The organism is Variovorax sp. P2_H12 (assembly GCF_056403395.1).
Map to the genome: position 1 here is coordinate 41,025 of NZ_JBFUFO010000040.1, position 16,719 is coordinate 57,743.

Annotated in this window: 18 protein-coding genes; 5 read left to right on the plus strand and 13 right to left on the minus strand. The window is 67.7% G+C overall.

From position 1 onward, the window contains the following. Positions 1 to 16 precede the first annotated feature (16 nt). The 12 genes from AC1DYK_RS27505 to AC1DYK_RS27560 form a co-directional block, all read right to left on the minus strand. Positions 17 to 1,243, minus strand: coding sequence for a pyridoxal-phosphate-dependent aminotransferase family protein (locus AC1DYK_RS27505; RefSeq protein WP_478169182.1), 1,227 nt, complete (start codon positions 1,241 to 1,243; stop codon positions 17 to 19). 34 nt (positions 1,244 to 1,277) lie between these two features. Next, positions 1,278 to 2,048, minus strand: a complete 771-nt coding sequence (locus AC1DYK_RS27510) for a fumarylacetoacetate hydrolase family protein (RefSeq protein ID WP_478169183.1) — start codon at positions 2,046 to 2,048, stop codon at positions 1,278 to 1,280. Between the two features lie 35 nt (positions 2,049 to 2,083). Next, entirely contained in the window at positions 2,084 to 2,878 is a 795-nt protein-coding gene (locus AC1DYK_RS27515; RefSeq protein WP_478169184.1) for a 2-keto-4-pentenoate hydratase, read from the minus strand. Further along, positions 2,854 to 4,230: an amidase gene (locus tag AC1DYK_RS27520; RefSeq protein ID WP_478169185.1), complete on the minus strand. Its 1,377-nt coding sequence runs from the start codon at positions 4,228 to 4,230 to the stop codon at positions 2,854 to 2,856. The genes AC1DYK_RS27515 and AC1DYK_RS27520 overlap by 25 nt, the downstream gene beginning before the upstream one ends. A 7-nt stretch (positions 4,231 to 4,237) precedes the next feature. Further along, positions 4,238 to 5,530 (minus strand): TRAP transporter large permease, encoded by a 1,293-nt coding sequence (locus AC1DYK_RS27525; RefSeq protein WP_478169186.1) that lies wholly within the window; start codon positions 5,528 to 5,530, stop codon positions 4,238 to 4,240. Continuing rightward, positions 5,527 to 6,189, minus strand: coding sequence for a TRAP transporter small permease subunit (locus AC1DYK_RS27530; RefSeq protein WP_478169187.1), 663 nt, complete (start codon positions 6,187 to 6,189; stop codon positions 5,527 to 5,529). Before AC1DYK_RS27530 ends, AC1DYK_RS27525 begins: the two co-directional genes overlap by 4 nt. After that, the gene (locus tag AC1DYK_RS27535) at positions 6,186 to 7,241 is read right to left on the minus strand and encodes a TRAP transporter substrate-binding protein (RefSeq protein ID WP_478169188.1); all 1,056 of its coding nucleotides are present in this window, start codon (positions 7,239 to 7,241) and stop codon (positions 6,186 to 6,188) included. Before AC1DYK_RS27535 ends, AC1DYK_RS27530 begins: the two co-directional genes overlap by 4 nt. Before the next feature lie 167 nt (positions 7,242 to 7,408). Continuing rightward, the gene (locus AC1DYK_RS27540; RefSeq protein ID WP_478169189.1) at positions 7,409 to 8,236 is read right to left on the minus strand and encodes an IclR family transcriptional regulator; all 828 of its coding nucleotides are present in this window, start codon (positions 8,234 to 8,236) and stop codon (positions 7,409 to 7,411) included. Between the two features lie 214 nt (positions 8,237 to 8,450). After that, positions 8,451 to 9,464, minus strand: coding sequence for a Bug family tripartite tricarboxylate transporter substrate binding protein (locus tag AC1DYK_RS27545; protein WP_478169190.1), 1,014 nt, complete (start codon positions 9,462 to 9,464; stop codon positions 8,451 to 8,453). 30 nt (positions 9,465 to 9,494) lie between these two features. Continuing rightward, positions 9,495 to 10,880: a sensor histidine kinase gene (locus AC1DYK_RS27550; protein WP_478169199.1), complete on the minus strand. Its 1,386-nt coding sequence runs from the start codon at positions 10,878 to 10,880 to the stop codon at positions 9,495 to 9,497. Positions 10,881 to 10,922: 42 nt separating this feature from the next. Further along, complete coding sequence (locus AC1DYK_RS27555) at positions 10,923 to 11,588, minus strand: response regulator (RefSeq protein WP_442285891.1); 666 nt, start codon at positions 11,586 to 11,588, stop codon at positions 10,923 to 10,925. Positions 11,589 to 11,613: 25 nt separating this feature from the next. Further along, positions 11,614 to 12,633 carry a Bug family tripartite tricarboxylate transporter substrate binding protein gene (locus tag AC1DYK_RS27560; protein WP_478169191.1) on the minus strand — a complete coding sequence of 340 codons (1,020 nt, stop codon included), beginning with the start codon at positions 12,631 to 12,633 and terminating at the stop codon, positions 11,614 to 11,616. A 421-nt stretch (positions 12,634 to 13,054) separates the two neighbouring features. Here AC1DYK_RS27560 and AC1DYK_RS27565 point away from each other — a divergent pair, with 421 nt between their 5' ends. The 4 genes from AC1DYK_RS27565 to AC1DYK_RS27580 all read left to right on the plus strand — a co-directional run bounded on the left by AC1DYK_RS27565 (position 13,055) and on the right by AC1DYK_RS27580 (position 15,367). Further along, a complete protein-coding gene (locus AC1DYK_RS27565; RefSeq protein ID WP_478169192.1) occupies positions 13,055 to 13,321 on the plus strand; it encodes a hypothetical protein in 267 nt (88 codons plus the stop codon). Between the two features lie 298 nt (positions 13,322 to 13,619). Beyond that, positions 13,620 to 14,225, plus strand: a complete 606-nt coding sequence (locus tag AC1DYK_RS27570; RefSeq protein WP_478169193.1) for a methyltransferase domain-containing protein — start codon at positions 13,620 to 13,622, stop codon at positions 14,223 to 14,225. Positions 14,226 to 14,475: 250 nt separating this feature from the next. Further along, positions 14,476 to 14,655: a hypothetical protein gene (locus tag AC1DYK_RS27575; protein WP_478169194.1), complete on the plus strand. Its 180-nt coding sequence runs from the start codon at positions 14,476 to 14,478 to the stop codon at positions 14,653 to 14,655. Positions 14,656 to 15,139: 484 nt separating this feature from the next. Next, positions 15,140 to 15,367: a hypothetical protein gene (locus tag AC1DYK_RS27580; protein ID WP_478169195.1), complete on the plus strand. Its 228-nt coding sequence runs from the start codon at positions 15,140 to 15,142 to the stop codon at positions 15,365 to 15,367. A 100-nt stretch (positions 15,368 to 15,467) separates the two neighbouring features. Here the strand turns inward: AC1DYK_RS27580 and AC1DYK_RS27585 are convergent, their stop codons facing one another. After that, positions 15,468 to 15,671, minus strand: a complete 204-nt coding sequence (locus AC1DYK_RS27585) for a hypothetical protein (protein ID WP_478169196.1) — start codon at positions 15,669 to 15,671, stop codon at positions 15,468 to 15,470. 967 nt (positions 15,672 to 16,638) lie between these two features. Between AC1DYK_RS27585 and AC1DYK_RS27590 the strand changes: the two genes are divergently transcribed. Then, a partial coding sequence (locus AC1DYK_RS27590) for a transposase (RefSeq protein ID WP_478168519.1) occupies positions 16,639 to 16,719 on the plus strand: 81 nt, incomplete at its 3' end.

Consider the following 16,719-nt stretch of genomic DNA (forward strand, 5'->3'; position numbering starts at 1 on the left):
CGCCTCCAAGCCGGAATCAGCTCGCATTCGCCAGGGGCGTTGCCGCGAAGAACGCCATGGCCGCCAGCACGCCGCTGCCGGCCAGCGGAACGCCTGCCAGCTTGAAGCCCATCTCGACGCCCGTCAACGCAGCCATCAGGGTCAGGTCGTTGCAATCGCCCAGGTGCCCGATGCGGAACATGCGGCCCCTCAGCTTGCCCAGCCCGGCGCCGAGCGAGAGATCGAATCGTTCGTGGATCAGCTTGCGCAGCGCATCGGCATCGACCCCTTGCGGCGTGATGACGCCGGTCAGCACCGGCGAATGCACCCGCTCGTCCGCGCATTGCGTCGGCAGGCCCCAGGCACGCACCGCGGTCCGAACCCCCTCGCCCCATCGCTGGTGGCGTGCGAACACCGCGGGCAGGCCCTGCTCGAGCAGCATGTCGAGCGCTTCGCTGAGACCGTAGAGCAGATTCGTGCTGGGCGTGTAGGGCCAGTAGCCGCCCTTGTTCATCTCGACGATTTCATCCCAGGCCCAGAATGCCTTGGGCAAGCGGGCCGTCCGGCTGACTTCGATCGCCTTGGGCGACAGCGCGTTGAAGCTGATGCCCGGCGGCAGCATCAGCCCCTTCTGCGAGCCGCTGACCGTGACGTCGACCCCCCACTCGTCGTGGCGGTAATCGGCGCTCGCGAGGCCGGAGATGGTGTCGACCATCAACAGGGCCGGATGGCCCGCCGCGTCGATCGCACGGCGCACCGCGGCGATGTCGGAGGTGACGCCCGTGGAGGTTTCGTTGTGCACCACGCACACGGCCTTGATGCGATGCGCGCTGTCCTTGCGCAGGCGCTCCTCGATCAGATCGGCCTGCACGCCATGGCGCCAGCTGCGCGGCAGGCCGGTCTCGTCGGTGCCCGGCAATGCGAGGAATTCGGGCTCCAGGCCGAGCCGTTGCGCCATCTTCTGCCACAGCGTCGCGAAATGGCCGGTCTCGAACATCAGGACGCCGTCGCCGGGGCTCATCACGTTGACCAGCGCGGCCTCCCAGGCGCCGGTGCCCGACGCGGGATAGACCACCACCGGATGCCGCGTCTGGAACACCTGCTGCAACCCGCCGATCACCTTCTTTCCGAGCGTGGCGAACTCGGGCCCGCGATGGTCGATGGTCGGCAGGCTGATAGCCCGGAGGATCCGGTCGGGCACCGGGCTGGGGCCGGGAATCTGCAGGAAATGGCGGCCGCTGGAATGCTTGTCGAGAGCGATCATTTGTGTCTCAGTCCTTGGGGTCTGGTTCGAGGGTCTAGAACTGCACCGACGCGCGGCCGATGCCCGGAAAATCCACGGTGACGAGGTCACCCTCGGCCGCGGTCAGGATGCCCACCCAGGTGCCGGTGGTCACCACCGTGCCGGCCGCCATGCGGTCGCCATGGCGCGTGGCATGACGCAGCCACGCGGGCAGCACATGGGCAGGGTCGCCGAGCGAGTGGGTGCCGCGCCGTTCGACCGGCGCCTGGCTGCCGATGCGCACCTCGCAGGTCTGTGCGCTCCAATCGCGCCCGGCAAACGGAATCCATTCGCCGAGCACCAGCGCACCGTGCGATTGCAGGTCCGCCAGCTTGCACAGCGCAGGCGCGTCGATGGCCTCCTGCCAGCGCGAATCGACGACTTCGATCGAGACCGCCATCGCATCGACCAGGGCACGCGCGCTGTCGACATCCAGCGTCGATGCGAGCGCTAGGTCGACCTCGCGTCCGAGCCGCAAGGCCACTTCGGCCTCGATGCCGCGCATGTGGAACGGCCAGTGGCCGGCGCGCGCCGGGCTCGTCCACACGCCGGCAGGCGGCAGCGGCGCGCAGGTCAGCTCGGCGTCGCGCGACGGGCCGCCGGCCTTCCAGTAGCGCGGCGGCGAGGTCGCGAACCAGCCCAGCTCGCCGGCCACCCGCTGCTGCACCGCGTAGGCATCGTCCGCGCTGCCCAGTGCGTCGGCCAGGGGCGCGGCAGGGCGCAAGGTGTTGTCGCGACGCGCGCGAACCAACGCTTCGGCGACTGCATCGATTCTTGAAAGGGACATAGTTGGATTTCCTGTTGTCGGCTTCGAAAGGAAGCTCAGAAGAACACGCTCAGCGGCGCGAGGCCCGCCACTTCCACCCGCACGGCCGTCCCTTGCGAGGCGAACAGCATGCCGGTGCACGAGCCGGTGGTGACGACCTGGCCGGCCTTGAGCCCGGCGCCCCGTGCCGCGCAATGATTGGCCAGCCACACCAGCAGGCCGCCGACATCCGGCTGGGGGTGCTCGCCGACCGTGTGCGCGACGACCTGGTCGTCGAAGCGCATCATGACCTCGACCTGCTTCAGGTCGAACCAGGCGGGATCGAAAGGCTCGGGCTCGCCGAGCACCAGTCCGCCGTGGCACAGCAGATCGGCGAGGAGCGCGGCAGGGTCCGCGTCGAGCCAGTTGGCCAGGCGGGTTTCCGCGATCTCGATCACAGGCAATACCGACGCGATCGCCAGCGCCAGCTCGTTGCGCGTGTAGGGGCGGGCGCGCGGCGGCAGGTCGGACCCGAGGCGGAAAGCAACTCCGGCTTCGGCCCCGCGCAAGTGCCAGGCGGAACCCTGGAGCACCGCTGCGTCGGGCACCAGGCCCCCGGCCGGCAGCGGCGCGCAGATCGGCTCCTGGCCGGAGCCCGCCGCGCCAACCTTCCAGCCGCCGATCGGACCGATCGCGGCCAGCGTCGCGTCCTGGATCGCATAGGCCTCGTCGCGATTTCGCGGCTGCAGCCGCATCGACGGCACCCGCCGGCCATCGCGCCGCGCACGGCACAGGGCCTGCGCGGCAGCGTCCGGCGTGAGCTCGGCGACCGCGGCGGCCGACATCGTCAGAGCTCGGGGAAGCGATGCCATGGATCAGCCTGTTCGATCGAGCGGGCCAGCGCGAGCAGCGCGGCGTCCGCGCCTTCGCGGGCCACCAGCTGCATGCCGACCGGCAGGCCGTCCGCGAAGCCGCATGGCAGCGCAATGGCCGGCAGGCCGACGGCGTTGGCGAAACCCGCGAACACCGCATGGCCTCGCGGGCCGACCTCGCGTCCGTCGATGCGCGTCGGATGGGTCTCGTTCGCCGGCCAGGGCAGCGCGGCCGCCGCCGGCGTCAACAGGAAGTCGTATTGGTCGAACAGGCGCGACAGCGCCGTGCGCAGCCGCTCTGCCTCGAACAGCAGGTCGAACAGATCGGCCGCCGTGGCCTTGCGGCCGGCTTCGGCGTTCGCCTGCATCACCGGGCCGAACAGCGACGGATCGAAGGGTGGGCCCGACAACTCCTGCGGATGCGCGACGAGCCACGCCAGGCCCACCTGGGCCAGCAGCGACCAGCGTTCGTTGACCGCTTCGACCATGGCGAAGTCCTGCGCCGTCGTGACCTCGTGCCCCAGCGCTGCGATTCTTTGCGCGGCCGCTCGCGTCAACGCCGCGATCTGCGGATCGACCGGGTGATCGCCGAAGCGCGGTATGAAGAGAACGCGCGCGCCCGCCGGACTCCCCTCCTCCATCGGGCCGCGCCCGATCACCTGCATCACCGCAGCCACGTCGGCCACGCTGCGGGCGATCGGTCCAGCCACTTCGAAGTCGAGAAAGATCGGCGGCAAGCCGCCGCCGCGCGGCACGCGTCCGCGAGAGGGCTTGAAGCCCACCAGGTTGGTGTGCGAGGCGGGCCTGCGGATCGAGCCGCCGCCATCGGTGCCCAGCGCGATCGGGCATCCGCCGGCGGCCACCAGCGCCACCGCGCCACCCGACGAGCCGCCCGGCGTGAGCGCCGGGTTCCACGGGTTGCCCGTGGGGCCGAACACCGGGTTGTCGGTGTAGCCCTGCATCGTGAACTCGGGCACGTTGGTCTTGCCGAAGATCACGGCGCCGCTTTCGCGCAGTCTTGCCACCGGAAGCTCGTCGCGCTCGGCGACGAATCCGCCGAGGGCACGGCTGCCCCAGTGGGTCGGCAGGCCGAGCACCTGCAGGTTGTCCTTGATGGTGACGGGCACCCCGTCCAGCGCGCCGAGCGCCCGGCCTGCGCGCCAGCGCGCGGTGCTTTGCTCGGCGGCGTGCGCCGCGCCTTCGCGGTCGAGCGTGATGAGCGCATTCAGCCGTGGGTTGACCTCGGCGCTGCGAGACATGCAGGCCCGCAGCGCCTCGGTCGGCGTGAACGACGCGTCGCGAAAGCCGGCCACGAGCTGCGCCGCAGTGAGCTGCCAGAGCGGTGTGTTCATCGCTGCCTCACATGTGCGCCGGCAACCAGGTCACCAGCTGCGGCACGGCCATCAGCAGCAGCGTGAACAGGATCATGATCAGCGCATAGGGCAAGGCACCGTAGATCGCATCCTCGATGCCGCCCTTGTCCGGACGGATGCCATGCACCACGAACAGGTTCATGCCCACCGGCGGCGTGATCAGGCCCAGCTCGCACATCAGCACGATGAAGATGCCGAACCAGATCGGGTCGACACCGATCGCCGTCGCAATCGGGTAGGTGATCGGAATCGTCGCGACCTGCATCGACAACACGTCCATGAACATGCCCAGGATCAGGTAGAACACGATCAGCGCGAGGATCAGGCCGGTGGCCGATAGCCCCAGGCCCGCGACCCACTTCGTCATCGCCTCGGCGACGCCGGTGAGGCTCACCGTCAGGTTGAGGATGAAGGCCGCCGCGACGATCAGCAGGATCATGCCGCTCACGCGCGCGGTCGAGACAAAGCAGTTTCGCAGCAGCTCCCAGTTCAGCTTGCCAGACTGCCACACGAAGGCAAGCGCCGCCATCACGCCGAGCGCCGCGCTTTCGGCCGCGGTGGCGATCCCGAAATAGAGGCTGCCCATCACGATGCCGAACACCACCATCGGCGGGATCAGGTGCACGAGCACACGCAGCCGTTGGTCGAGCGGCACCTTCGGCTCGCGCATCACCTTGCCGCTGGCCAGGCTCGACAGGGCGATCCAGAGCATGAAGCACAGCGTGAGCAGGATGCCCGGGATGATGCCGGCGATGAACAGCTTGCCGATCGAGTTGTTGGTGAGCGACCCGTACACGATCATGTTCACGCTCGGCGGAATCAGGATGCCCAGCGTTCCGCCCGCGGCCAGGCTGCCGAGCGAGGCGCGCATCGGGTAGCCGCGCTTGTGCAGCGAGGGCAATGCCACCGTGCCGACCGTGGCCGCGGTGGCGACCGACGAGCCGGAAGTCGCCGCGAACAGCGCGCAACTGCCGATATTGGTGTGCAGCAGCCCACCCGGCAAGCGGCCGAGCCAGGCCGACAGCGCGATGTACATGCGGTCCGCAATGCCGGAGCGCAGCAGCAGCTCGCCGAGCAGCACGAACAGCGGCACGGAGGTCAGCAGGGCTTCGTTCTGCACGCCCCACACCACCGGTGCGATCGAGTCCATGAACGGAATGCCGTAGGCGGCGATGCCGCCGATGATCCCGACCGCCGCCATCGACACGGCGATCGGCATGCCGACCAGCATCAGGGCGAGCATGGCGAAGAACGCGAATCCGATCAGTGCGATGTTCATGGTGCCGCTCCTTCGGCCGCCTGGCGCACCTTGAGGTCGTCCAGTTCCTCCTTCAGCTCTTCCTTCGCGCTCTTCGGATGGAAGTCGCTGTTGAGCGTGGCGATGTCGCCGCGCAGCAGCAGCTGCGTCGCACGCAGCGCCAGGCCGCAGGCCACCAGCGCAAAGATCACGAGGCCTGCGTACCAGACGCCCTGCGGGATGATCAGCGGCGTGGCCCACGGTGTCTGCGCGGTGCTGCGGTAGGCGGTCGTGTCCTGGATCACCTTGAACGCCACCCAGGCGATGAACAAGGCGAACACGGCCAGCGAGAGGATCGAGATCCAGTTCAGAAGCGCCTGCACGCGCAACGGGAACTTCTCGTGGAAGACGTCGACGCGGATGTGGTTGCGCCCCAGCAGGGCCAGGCTGAAGGCGATCGTCGACCCCACGGCCAACGCATAGCCGCCCAGCTCGTCGGCGCCTTGCAGCGAGATGTTGAACACCTTGCGCGAAATGGTCTCGATGGTGACGATCACCGCCAGGCCCAGGAAGATGGCGCCGAACGCGGTGGCCAGCACCGTCTCCATGCGCGTCTTGAAGTCGACAGCCCCGGCAGGCGCCACCTTCCCGGTGGGCGCTGCGATGGGCTGCCGCTCGCTCGTCATGGCGCGGCTGTTCACTTCAGCCCCAGCACCGGTGCCACCGTCGCCTGCCAGGTCTTCGAGCAGGTGGGGTTGGACTTGTCGCACACCTCGGCCCACACCGGCAGCGACACCTTGTTCACCGCGCTGCGCACCAGCTCGATGTCGGCCGGCGTGACCGGCACGTTGACGAGGTTGAACTTCTTGCCGGTCGTGCACGGGTCCTTGCCGGCATTGCAGTTGAGCGCGTCCTGGAACAGCTCTTCGGAGTACTTCCACACGTCGTCGGTCAAGGCGTCGAAGGCCTTCGTCAGCTTCGCCTGCTGGTCGGGCGTCAGCGCTTTCCATGACTTCATGGTCATGCCGTAGCCATTGAGCGCCATCTGGAAGCCGATCGCCATCTGGTGGGTCGTCACTTCAGGCCAGCCCGCCGAGTTGGCCGAGCTCGGCCCGGTGATCGCGCAATCGACCACGCCGAGCGACAGCGACTGGTGCGTGTCGGCAAACGACACCGGCACCGGCGTGCCGCCCACCATCTCGATGAACTTGGCCAGGTTCTGGTCGTACACGCGCACCTTCAGGCCCTTGATGTCGGCCAGCTTGGCCACCGGCTTCTTGCAGAAGAGGATCTGCGGGCCGAAGGGCCAGACGCCCAGCAGCTTGACGCCGAACTGGGCCTGCAGCCGCGCATCCGCCGTGTCGAAGTAGGCCTTGGCCACCTTGCGGCCCGTGGCGTAGTCGGGCGCCGCGCCCACCAGGTCGAGTCCCAGGATGGTCGGCTCGTCACGGGAGTTCTGCGACACCCGCAGCGACACGATGTCGAACAGCCCGGCCTTCATGACGCGCAGTTGCTCGGTGTCCTTGATGCCCAGCGTATCGATGGGCTTGTAGTCGACGTCGATCGGCAGTCCGGTCCTGGCCGCGAAGTTCTCGAAGAACGGTTGCTCCTTGTTCTTCTGGATCAGCCCGGTGGCCAGCGGCTGGCCGACGGCTTTCAGCTTGATCCTGTCTTGCGCGTGGGCCGCGGGCAGGCCGAGCATCACGGCCAGGGCGACCGTCGCGAAGGATTTGAGACGAGGGTGAAACAGCATGAAGACTCCTGGAGATGTGAGACGGGTTGGCGGGCGGCACTGGAGAAACGATGGGCCATTGGATGCCGACGCGGCGTGGCGCTGCAGACTATTCCGCTGCGCGGGAAGCCGAACAAAAACTCTTTGGGATCAATGACTTGGCGCTGCGCGCCGGTGGAAGACCCGCGCTAGAAGGTGCGGCCGCCGTAGGCGGATGTGATCTCGTCGGCGGCGGCGCGCACCGCGGCGCCAAGCTGCACGAAGTCGGTGCTCTTGATGCGCTGCGTGGGCCCGACGAGCGAGATCGCGCCGAAGGGCTGGCCATGCTCGTCTCGGATCGCGGCGGCGATGCATCGCAGGCCGACCGCGTTCTGCTCGTCATCGATCGCATGGCCCGCGCGGCGCACTTCGCCGAGCGTTTCATGCAGTCGCGAGGCGCGCGCGATCGTGTTGTTGGTGAGCTTCGGCAGGCCATAGGTGCGCAGGTACTGCAGCACGTCGTCCTCCGCCATCGCCGCCAGGATCGACTGCCCCATCGCGGTCCCGTGCAGCGGCGCGCGAAACCCCGGCTTGCCGATGGCGCGCATCAGTTCACGGCTTTCGACCTGCGTCACGAAGACGATGTCGCCGAGATCGGCAATGCCGAGATTGATGCTCTCGCCGGTGCTGTCGCGCAGCCGCCGCATCACCGGCAGCGCCAGGTGCGCGATGCGGCGGCGCCGCGCGAACGCGGCCCCCACGGAGAAGCAGCGCACGCCCACATACCAGAGGTTGGTCTCGCGGTCGAACTGGACGAACTGCCGCTGCTCGAGCGTCGTGAGCAGGCGGTGGGCCGTGGACGACGACAGCCCGCTGTGCGCCGCGATGTCGACCAGGCGATAGCCCTCGTCGTCCTCGGCGAGCAGTTCGAGCAGCTGCATCGCGCGCGTGAGCGACTGCACGGTGCTGTCGCTGTCTCGGTCGATGCGGGTGACCTTGGTGGTCTTGGCGGGCGGGGGAGGCGAGCTGGCGGTCATGGCGTGCCTTTTGCAAGTTGCGCGCCATCGGCCTCTGGCCGTCCGCAGCGCGATCTGGCCGTCGATGGTCCGTGACAACGGGAGCGTCAAACACAGTGTTTACACTGATGTCGACATTATTCCGGGCAAACCCGGCCGGCCCGACGCATGCAGAACGTCGCACCGCGATGGTGCAGATGGGGTTCCAGGCCATGGCAGGCCAGCGGGAATCTCGCTAGCCGTTCCAGCGCCGCAGCCCCAGATCCGAGGCCAGGCCCCGATAGCGCCCGATGCTGGCCTGGACATACGCCTCCAGCGCGCTCCCCGTGCGCGAGAACGGATAGAGCCGATGGCGCGCGCGCAAGGCCGGATAGTCCGGCGCCTCCATCGCCTCGCGAAAGGCGTCGATCCATGCGCGCGCGGCCGGCTCGGGGGCGGCGGCGCTCATGTAGACACCGCGGACGGTGGGCCAGACCAGGTCCACCTTCTGTTCGCGCGCGGTGGGGATGCCGGCGAGCTGGCCGTCGAGCGCCGTCTCCGACAGCACCGCCAGGATGCGCACCGCGGCACCGCCGGCGATGGCCTGCAGCGCTTCGGCGGCATCGCCGGGAAACAGGTCGACGTGCTTGCCCTGCAGCGCCCGCAACGCATCGCCGCCGCCTTCGAAGGAGACGAAGCGCATCGACCTGGGGTCGCGCCCCGCGGCCCTCAACAGCAGCGCGGCCTTCACCCAGTCCTGGCTGCCGACCGTGCCGCCGGCGCCGAAGGCGAGGCGCGAAGGCTCCTGCCGCAGGGCCGCCACCACATCCTGCAGCGACTGGTAGGGCGAGTCGCGGTGCACCGCGACCACGCCGTAGTCCGTGCCGAGGGCGGCGATCCAGCGCGCGACATTCGGCGAGTGCGGCCCGAAGCGGCCTTGCGCGATATTGAGCAGGGTGCCGCTGGAAAACGCCACGAGCAGCGAAGGCCCGCCCATCTGGCCGGTGGCGATGCGGTCGAAGGCCACCGCGCCGATGCCGCCGGGCATGAAGCGCTGCGCCAGAGGCGGACGCGCCGGACGCACCGCCTGCAGGCCGTCGCGCGCCAGCGCGCAGGTGAGGTCGAAGCCGCCGCCCGCCTTGGCGGGGATCACGCATTCCGCCGCGGCCGCGCTCGGATCGTCGGCCGGCCCGGCCCCGCCGACGCCGGGCAGCGCGAGGCCCGGGAGCGTGCACAGCACGTGGCGGCGGGTGACATTCAGCTCGAACATGGTCGACGGGACTCTCTTTCTGCGGGCGCGTCAAGGCCCGGCCGCAGGCCACCACAGCGACGCGTGCAGGCCCCGGGTGCCCTCGCGGGCCTTGAGTTCGAGATCACCCTGGTGGCGCTGCGCGATGGAACGCGCAATCGCCAACCCCAGGCCGGACCCGCCCTGGCCCGCGCGGCTCCCGCGCACGAAGCGCCGCCCCAGCGCCGCGCATTCCTCGTCGCTGAGCCCGGGGCCGTCGTCTTCCACGGTCAGGCGCCAGCCGCGTTGCTCCTCGACCGCCATGAGGGTGATGGTGCCGCGCGGCGGCGTGTAGGCGATCGCGTTGACGACCAGGTTGCTCAAGGCCTCGCGCAGCAGGCCCGCATCGGCCACGGCGCGGAGCTTCGCGGCCGGCGGATGGATGCCCAGGTCGATCTGCTTGCTGCGCGCCAGCGGCAGCAGGTCGACGGCCACGTCGCGCAGCAGCCCCGCGAGGTCGACCGGCTCGAACGCCAGCGACGCGGTGTCGCTGCGGCCCAGGGCCAGCAGCTGCTGGGTGCTGCGCGTGACGCGGCCGATCTCGACGCCGAGCGCTTCGAGGGCCTGGCTCACCTGGGCCGGATCCTGCGCGCGGCGGGCATAGTCGACCTGCATCTGCAGCGTCGTGAGGTGGGTGCGCAGCTGGTGCGAGGCGTCGTCGAGAAACTGGCGCTGCTGGGCCACCAGGTCCTGCGTGCGGGCCATCTGCTGGTTCACCGCGCCGACCAGCGGCCGGATGTCCGCCGGCAGGTCGGCATCCTCGATGCGCGTGAGGTCGTCGGGCGTGCGCGCCTGCACCTCGCGCGCCAGCCGCGTCAGGGGCCGCAGCGCCGCCGCCAGGGCCAGCGCGGTGCTGAGCAAGAGCAGCGCCAGCACCACGCCGTCGCGCAGCGCCGCGCGCCGGACGAAGCGCGAGCTGAACGCCTGCCGCGAGCGCGTGCTTTCGCCGACCTGGATCAGCACGCTGCGCCCGCTGCTCCCGGCCGGCGCGCGGTCGAGCTCGCGCCGGTAGGCGGCCAGGCGGACCGGCTCGCCGAAGTAGCTCGCGTCGTAGAACACCGGCACACCAGGCTTCAGCTCGGCGCGCGGCTCGGGCAGGTCGGCGCTGCCGAGCTCCACCAGGCCGTCCGAAGTCGCCACGCGGAAATAGACCTGGCCGCTGGCGGTCAGCTCGAAGAACTCGAACAGGGTGTACGGCAGCTCGACCGACAGCCCGCCCGAGGCGGTCGAAATGTTCGCGTCGATCGACTTCAGGGCGCCGAGCACCGAGCGGTCATAGGCCGCGTTGGCCGCCTCGAGCGCATCGTGCCGGGTCATCCAGAGCTCGATGCAGGTCACCAGCAGCAGCGAAGGCAGCAGCAGCAGCGCCAGGCGTTGCCGCAGGCTGGCACGCCGCATCCAGGTCGCGGCGGCGCCGAAGGGCTGCAGCAGCGCGCTCACTCAGCCGAGCTCCAGCGCGTACCCCAGGCCGCGCAGGGTCGTGATGCGAACGCCGCTGCCGTCGAGCCGCTTGCGCAGCCGATGCACGAACACCTCCACCGCCTCGGGGTGCACGCTCTCGTCGTCCGAGAACACCCGGTCGAGGATCTGCTGCTTCGACAGCGGCTCGCCGCTGCGCTGCGCCAGCACCCGCAGCACCGACAGCTCGCGCGGAGACAGCGCCAGCGGCTCGCCGTGCAGCGTGAACTGCTTGCGGCCGCCGTCGTACACCAGCGGACCGCAGGCCAGGCGCGGATGCTCGACGCCGCGCGCGCGCCGCACCAGCGCCTGCAGGCGGGCTTCGAGCTCGGCCAGGGCGAAGGGCTTGGCCAGAAAGTCGTCGGCGCCCGCGTTCAGCAGCGCGACGCGTTCGGCCAGCGAATCCCGGGCCGTGAGGATCAGCGTCGGCAACCGCTGGTCGCGCTCGCGCAGGCGCTGCAGCACCTCGTGGCCATCGAGGCCGGGCAGGCCGAGGTCGAGCACCAGCGCGTCGTGGTCGTGCGCCTGCAGCGCGCGATCGGCCAGGCGGCCGTCGTCCACCCATTCGACCTGGATGCCGGCGTGCTCGAGCGCCTTGCACAGCCAGGTGCCAAGCGTGTGTTCGTCCTCAGCCAGCAGAATGCGCATGGCCTCGATGGTAGGGCCGCCGGCTTCAGTCGGGCTTGATGTTCGCCCGCGCGATGACGGTCTTCCAGCGGGCCTGCTCGGCGGCGATGAACTGGGCGAACTGCTCCGGCGTGCCGCCGACGACCTCGGCGGCATCGCCGCGCAGGCGCTCCGTCGCAGCGGGCGATCGCACGGCCTTCATGGTTTCCGTGGAGAGCTTCGCCAGGTTGGCCGGCGCCATGCTCGCGGGCGCGAGCATCCCGTACCACTGGGTCATCTCGAAGCCCGGGTAGCCCTGCTCGGCCACGGTCGGCACGTCCGGCAGCTGCGGCAGGCGCTTGGCCGAGCCGGTGGCGATGCAGCGCACCTTGCCCGACTTGATGAAGGGAATGATGGCGGCCGCGCCGATCGCCGAGGCGTCGAGCCGGCCCGACAGCAGGTCGGTGAGCATCGGGCCGGTGCCGCGGTAGGGCACGTGCAGCATGAAGACGCCGGACGTGACCTTCAGGTATTCGAAGGCCAGGTGGCCGGCGCTGCCGTTGCCGGCGGAGCCGTAGCTGAGCTTGCCCGGCTTCGACTTGGCGTAGGCGATGAATTCCTTCAGGTTCTTCGCCGGCACGTCGGGATGGACCACGTACAGGCTCGGCACCTTGGCGAGCAGGCTGACGGGCTTGAAGTCCTTGTTCGGGTCGTAGGGCAGCTTGTCGAAGATGAAGGGGTTCACGGCCAGCGTGCCGATGTGGCCGAGGATGATCGTGTGCTGGTCGTCGCTGCGCGCGACCTCGGCCATGGCGATGTTGCCGGCGGCGCCGGGCTTGTTGTCGACGTAGACGCTCTGGCCCAGCGTGTTGGAGAGTTCCGCCGCGGTGGAGCGGGCCACGATCTCCGAGCTTCCGCCGGGCGCGAAGGGCACCACGAAGCGCACCGACTTGCCGGGCCAGCTCCCCTGGGCGGATGCGAATCGCGGAACCAACCCCGCCAGGCCCAGGGCGCCACCCGCCTGGAGGAAGGTGCGGCGGGCCAGGTGGGCGTCGGCGCGGGGGTCGTCACGGTGGTCAGCGAACATGTTGTCTCCATTCGGTCTTGCAAGGCCGCGATGGTGCGCCTGCGAAGCTTTCGGAATGCTGTCAGTGCCTGCCCGCTTTTGCAAACAGCTCTCTCCGTCCGACGTGTCATCGAACGGGAACTCCGCACGAAAGACGAAGCCCCGGCGATGATCGAAGCCCTGCGCACGGTGATCAAGCGTATGCACTATCCACGAGTAGTCGCCGCTCGCCTCGGGCTGAAAGGCGATGGCCGCGACTTCCGCGGAGCACTCTTCGCCTGAGGATGTGAGCCATTTCGCGACCCCTGGACCGCAGCTTCGTGCCTGGAGCATTCGTGACTTCCGCCTCGCAGGCACGCGTCGTTTGTGGTGAATACCCTCGGCAGAACTGTCATGTTGCCCCGCTATATTGGCCCGAGCCAGTAGTCAGAAGAACGAGACAATGTCCTATCAAGAGTGGGTTGAGACCCTGTATATCGCGCCCGGCCACCCTACGTGCCCGGTTTACGCCATGCCGTATCCCATGGCCCGCAACCAGACGCCAGCGGATCTTCCGTTGGAGCACCAGCAGCAGGACTGGCGCGAGGTTGCGAAGTTGGACGGTAACCTCGCGCTCGTGCATATCGAGCCGGGCTACGTGGACTTCGCAACTGACATCGCCGGCCGACAGGTCGGCACGCATTTCGAAGTGACCCGGCACGCACATTGAGCCGCTGCGTCGCTGTACGCGCGACCACTTGACGCCGATCGGGTCGAAGGCCTGCTTCGCTCAGCCTCCCAGAAGCGCGCACGCCGCCACAGAACGGGCGCTCGCTGCTACGCGCCTGTCGCCGAAGGCAGTACGCTGTTGCATCCTGAGCTCCACGTCTTGGGGCAGAATCCTGCCGAATGCAAACGACCCCGCAAGCAGGAGGTTCCTCCTGCGCGAAGGCCAAAGGAACCCCAGAGCGAAGTGGCGTCACCTGGTATCGGAACCGTTCGGTCGGCGCCTGACGAGAAGCGTGAATATGCACTCAGCCTCCGCCACCATCTTCGACGAAGCCTACTACCAGCGGTACTACTTCGACAAGAAGACCAAAGTGGTGGACCCACAGCGTGTCGAGCGCTTGGGCGCATTTGTCTGCGCTTACCTTCGATACCTGCGCGTGCCCGTCAATCGAGTGCTCGACATGGGTTGCGGCATCGGGCTCTGGCGCGACATCGTGGCGCGAGAATTCCCCTTGGCCAGCTACCACGGAGTGGAGTACAGCGAGTATCTGTGCGGGCGCTACGGGTGGGAGCGCGGCTCGGTGGTGGATTACCAAGTCAGGAAGCCCTTTGACTTCGTCATCTGCCAGGGCGTACTGCCTTATCTCAGCCCGCAGGATTTGAAGCGCGCTCTGCGCAACCTGAGCCTGCTGAGCCAGGGCGCCCTGTATGTGGAAGCAGTGACGCGCGAGGACTACGAGCGCGACATCGTCGATGAGGACCTCACCGACCCCCACATCTATCGCCACCGCGCCGAGATCTACCGGCACGGGCTGTCGCGGCACCTTCAAGAGGTGGGCGGCGGCGTGTGGCTGAGCCGGCAAGCCGACGTGCCACTGTTCTCACTGGAGTGCGTCACAGAGTGACGGTTCCCCCGGAAAGCCCCTCAGGCAAAAGTGTGACTGTGTCGGCGTCGAGTGGCGACCGATTCGAGGCTGAAGGGTGCGGGCTCCGACTGCATGGTGCGCTTGGGCAATGGCGTCGGCGAACGATTTTTTCCTCAGGCATCGCGTACGGCGCCCATCCGCACGCCACAGTTCTACGCAGAATTCGTGAAGTAATGCACGCCCACTAGGCCGTCCGGTCAGTGGTGCGGACAACAGGAGGAGCCTAACGTTGGCACGTGACGCGCACTTTCGTGCGCGGGCTCAAACTGACGCGCGCGAACTCGACACTTCGCCCGTCAACTCCTTCTGGCTGGTTGAGAAAGGTGGAAGCGTTCATCACGCGCGGCCCGCCACCAGCCAGTCTTTTGTTGCCGCCGTGGCAGACGATGCGGCCATCCTCGATGGTTGACGTTCCTCCGTGGCCAGTCCCCAACGAAACTGAAGTAGACCCGCGTTCGCCCTCGATGGTCGAACTCGAGGCGCGGAACGAACTTCTGCTGTGGGCCGTTGGCGGCTTCAGGGGATCCTGGGAAAGTACGTTGGTCGGAGCTTACCTACGACGGCGGCTCCGACTTGTCGATAGCATCCAAACGGCCAATCCCGCGGCAATTCCTGCCACGGGCACGAGAAGCGCGGTCTGCGCTGCGGCTCGCGGACTGAGGCGCTTCGCCGCCATCTGCCGAGCGCTAAAAGAAATGGCCCGGGCTCTACCGATCCCATTCCTTGCGATCTGTCAGACAAGCGCCCGAGCGGAGTGCATTTCGCCGCTCCCCCGGCGAAGCGGCGGCCGATCGTGTCGCAATAAGGCCCAGGCTTGACAAGGTTTCGCCCTTGCCCCGCAATGAATCAGATGGCAAAACCGCAGACGTCCACCGTCCCAAAGGAGTCCGAAAATGCCGATGGATTGCCTGCGTCGCATTGCTGAACGGGATCTGCCCTGCTCGGTCTACGATCTGGCCGAGATCGACAACCTTCGCGTCCTGCGCGCCGCCGGAATGATCATGGCCTTCCTGCCGCCGCCTGAACCCTTGCCGCACGGCGCCTTGAGCCAGAAACCAGCCCAGGTTCTGGCGATCACGAGAAAGGGGTGGGAGGTGTTGAAAGGTCGAATGGCGGCGTAGGGCCGGCCGGCATGCCCACGGCTGCAACCACACGTCGGCCGCATCGACGTACCCCCTCCTCCGCCATTCTTCATGGGCTGAAATCACCGCTCCTGCTCCACTACGCTCTCGGCCCGAAGTGTCTGAGGGCCTTGCGACCCAGCGCAGTGACCATGTGGACAGTTTGGATCGTCCCGGTGGGGGGGAAGCTGCAGACGATGTGCCCGCCGTCGTGAAGAATCCTGAGCTTGTCCTGAACCACCGGGTCGACGACCTCAAGAGGCATCTCCGCATCGGCGAGCGCCTGGAGAAGTTCCATCGGCATGGCAGACCTCCCCAAATGTGCTGAACGTTCTGGCGGACGGTCGCCGGTTGCTTCAAGGCTCGAGACAGGTTGCACCGTCCGTATCTGGCGAGAGTTGAGTCGACGAAAGAAGGATAGCCAAGCCAGAATCTATCCCTTTTTGAGTACTTCTTCTATCAGCTGATGGAGTGAGCCGACAGCGCGGTGTTCGGCGCCAGTGCGAGGGCTGCGCCACGCTTGATCTGGCTCGAGAGCGAGGTTCGCGCCGGCTTACCGGGGCACTCCGGTGATCGAGACCGGCCTACCAGCGCCCAGCGCGCCATCCCACACCGATCGACAAGACCTGTTCACTCCAATCGACTCCACCTGGCTTTGAAACGCTCTCGGACGCATCGAGAAACACAAGCGACATCCGGATGCAGAGTCACGACTGTCAGCGCTCAGGCGGATGGCGTCAACCTCAGTTTCTTTCGGAAAGTGTCAAGAACTTTCAATTGAATCGCTTCAGAGCATGGACGAACTGTTCAAGGGCCGGCACTTCGAGCGAGAGCTCATCGTCATGTGCGTTCGCTGGTATCCCGGCGGAATTCGGGCTCCACGGGCAGCTTGCCGGACGCCACGGACTGTCGCGACATGGTTGTGCGCTCGACGTGAGTTGGGAAGAGGACGCTAGGTCTCCTTGCCGTCGGCGGCTTTCGCACCGCCAAGTACAGCAATGCAGTGCGAATTCAACCGGCCCTTAGCACCGCCCGTGCATCGACTCAGATCGGCGCGTCCTGCCACAGCCGCGTCGGCAGCAGGGTGAGGTCGGTAGCCACATGCCACCAGCAGTGCGAGTTCTCCCTTCATAGACCATCGGTCTTGCTGGCGCCTAAAGAATTACCAGATTCTGCCGATATCGCTCAAGGCGGTCGCCAAAGTGACCTGCCCCCTCCCAGCCGTACCAGCGTAGTGGCAGCGAAGTCCGTCAACTTGGAGAATGACGGACATGAGAAAGAGCAGATACACCGAGGAGCAGATCATCGGTTTCATCAAGCAGGCCGAGTCCGGCTTGCCGATCAAGGATCTG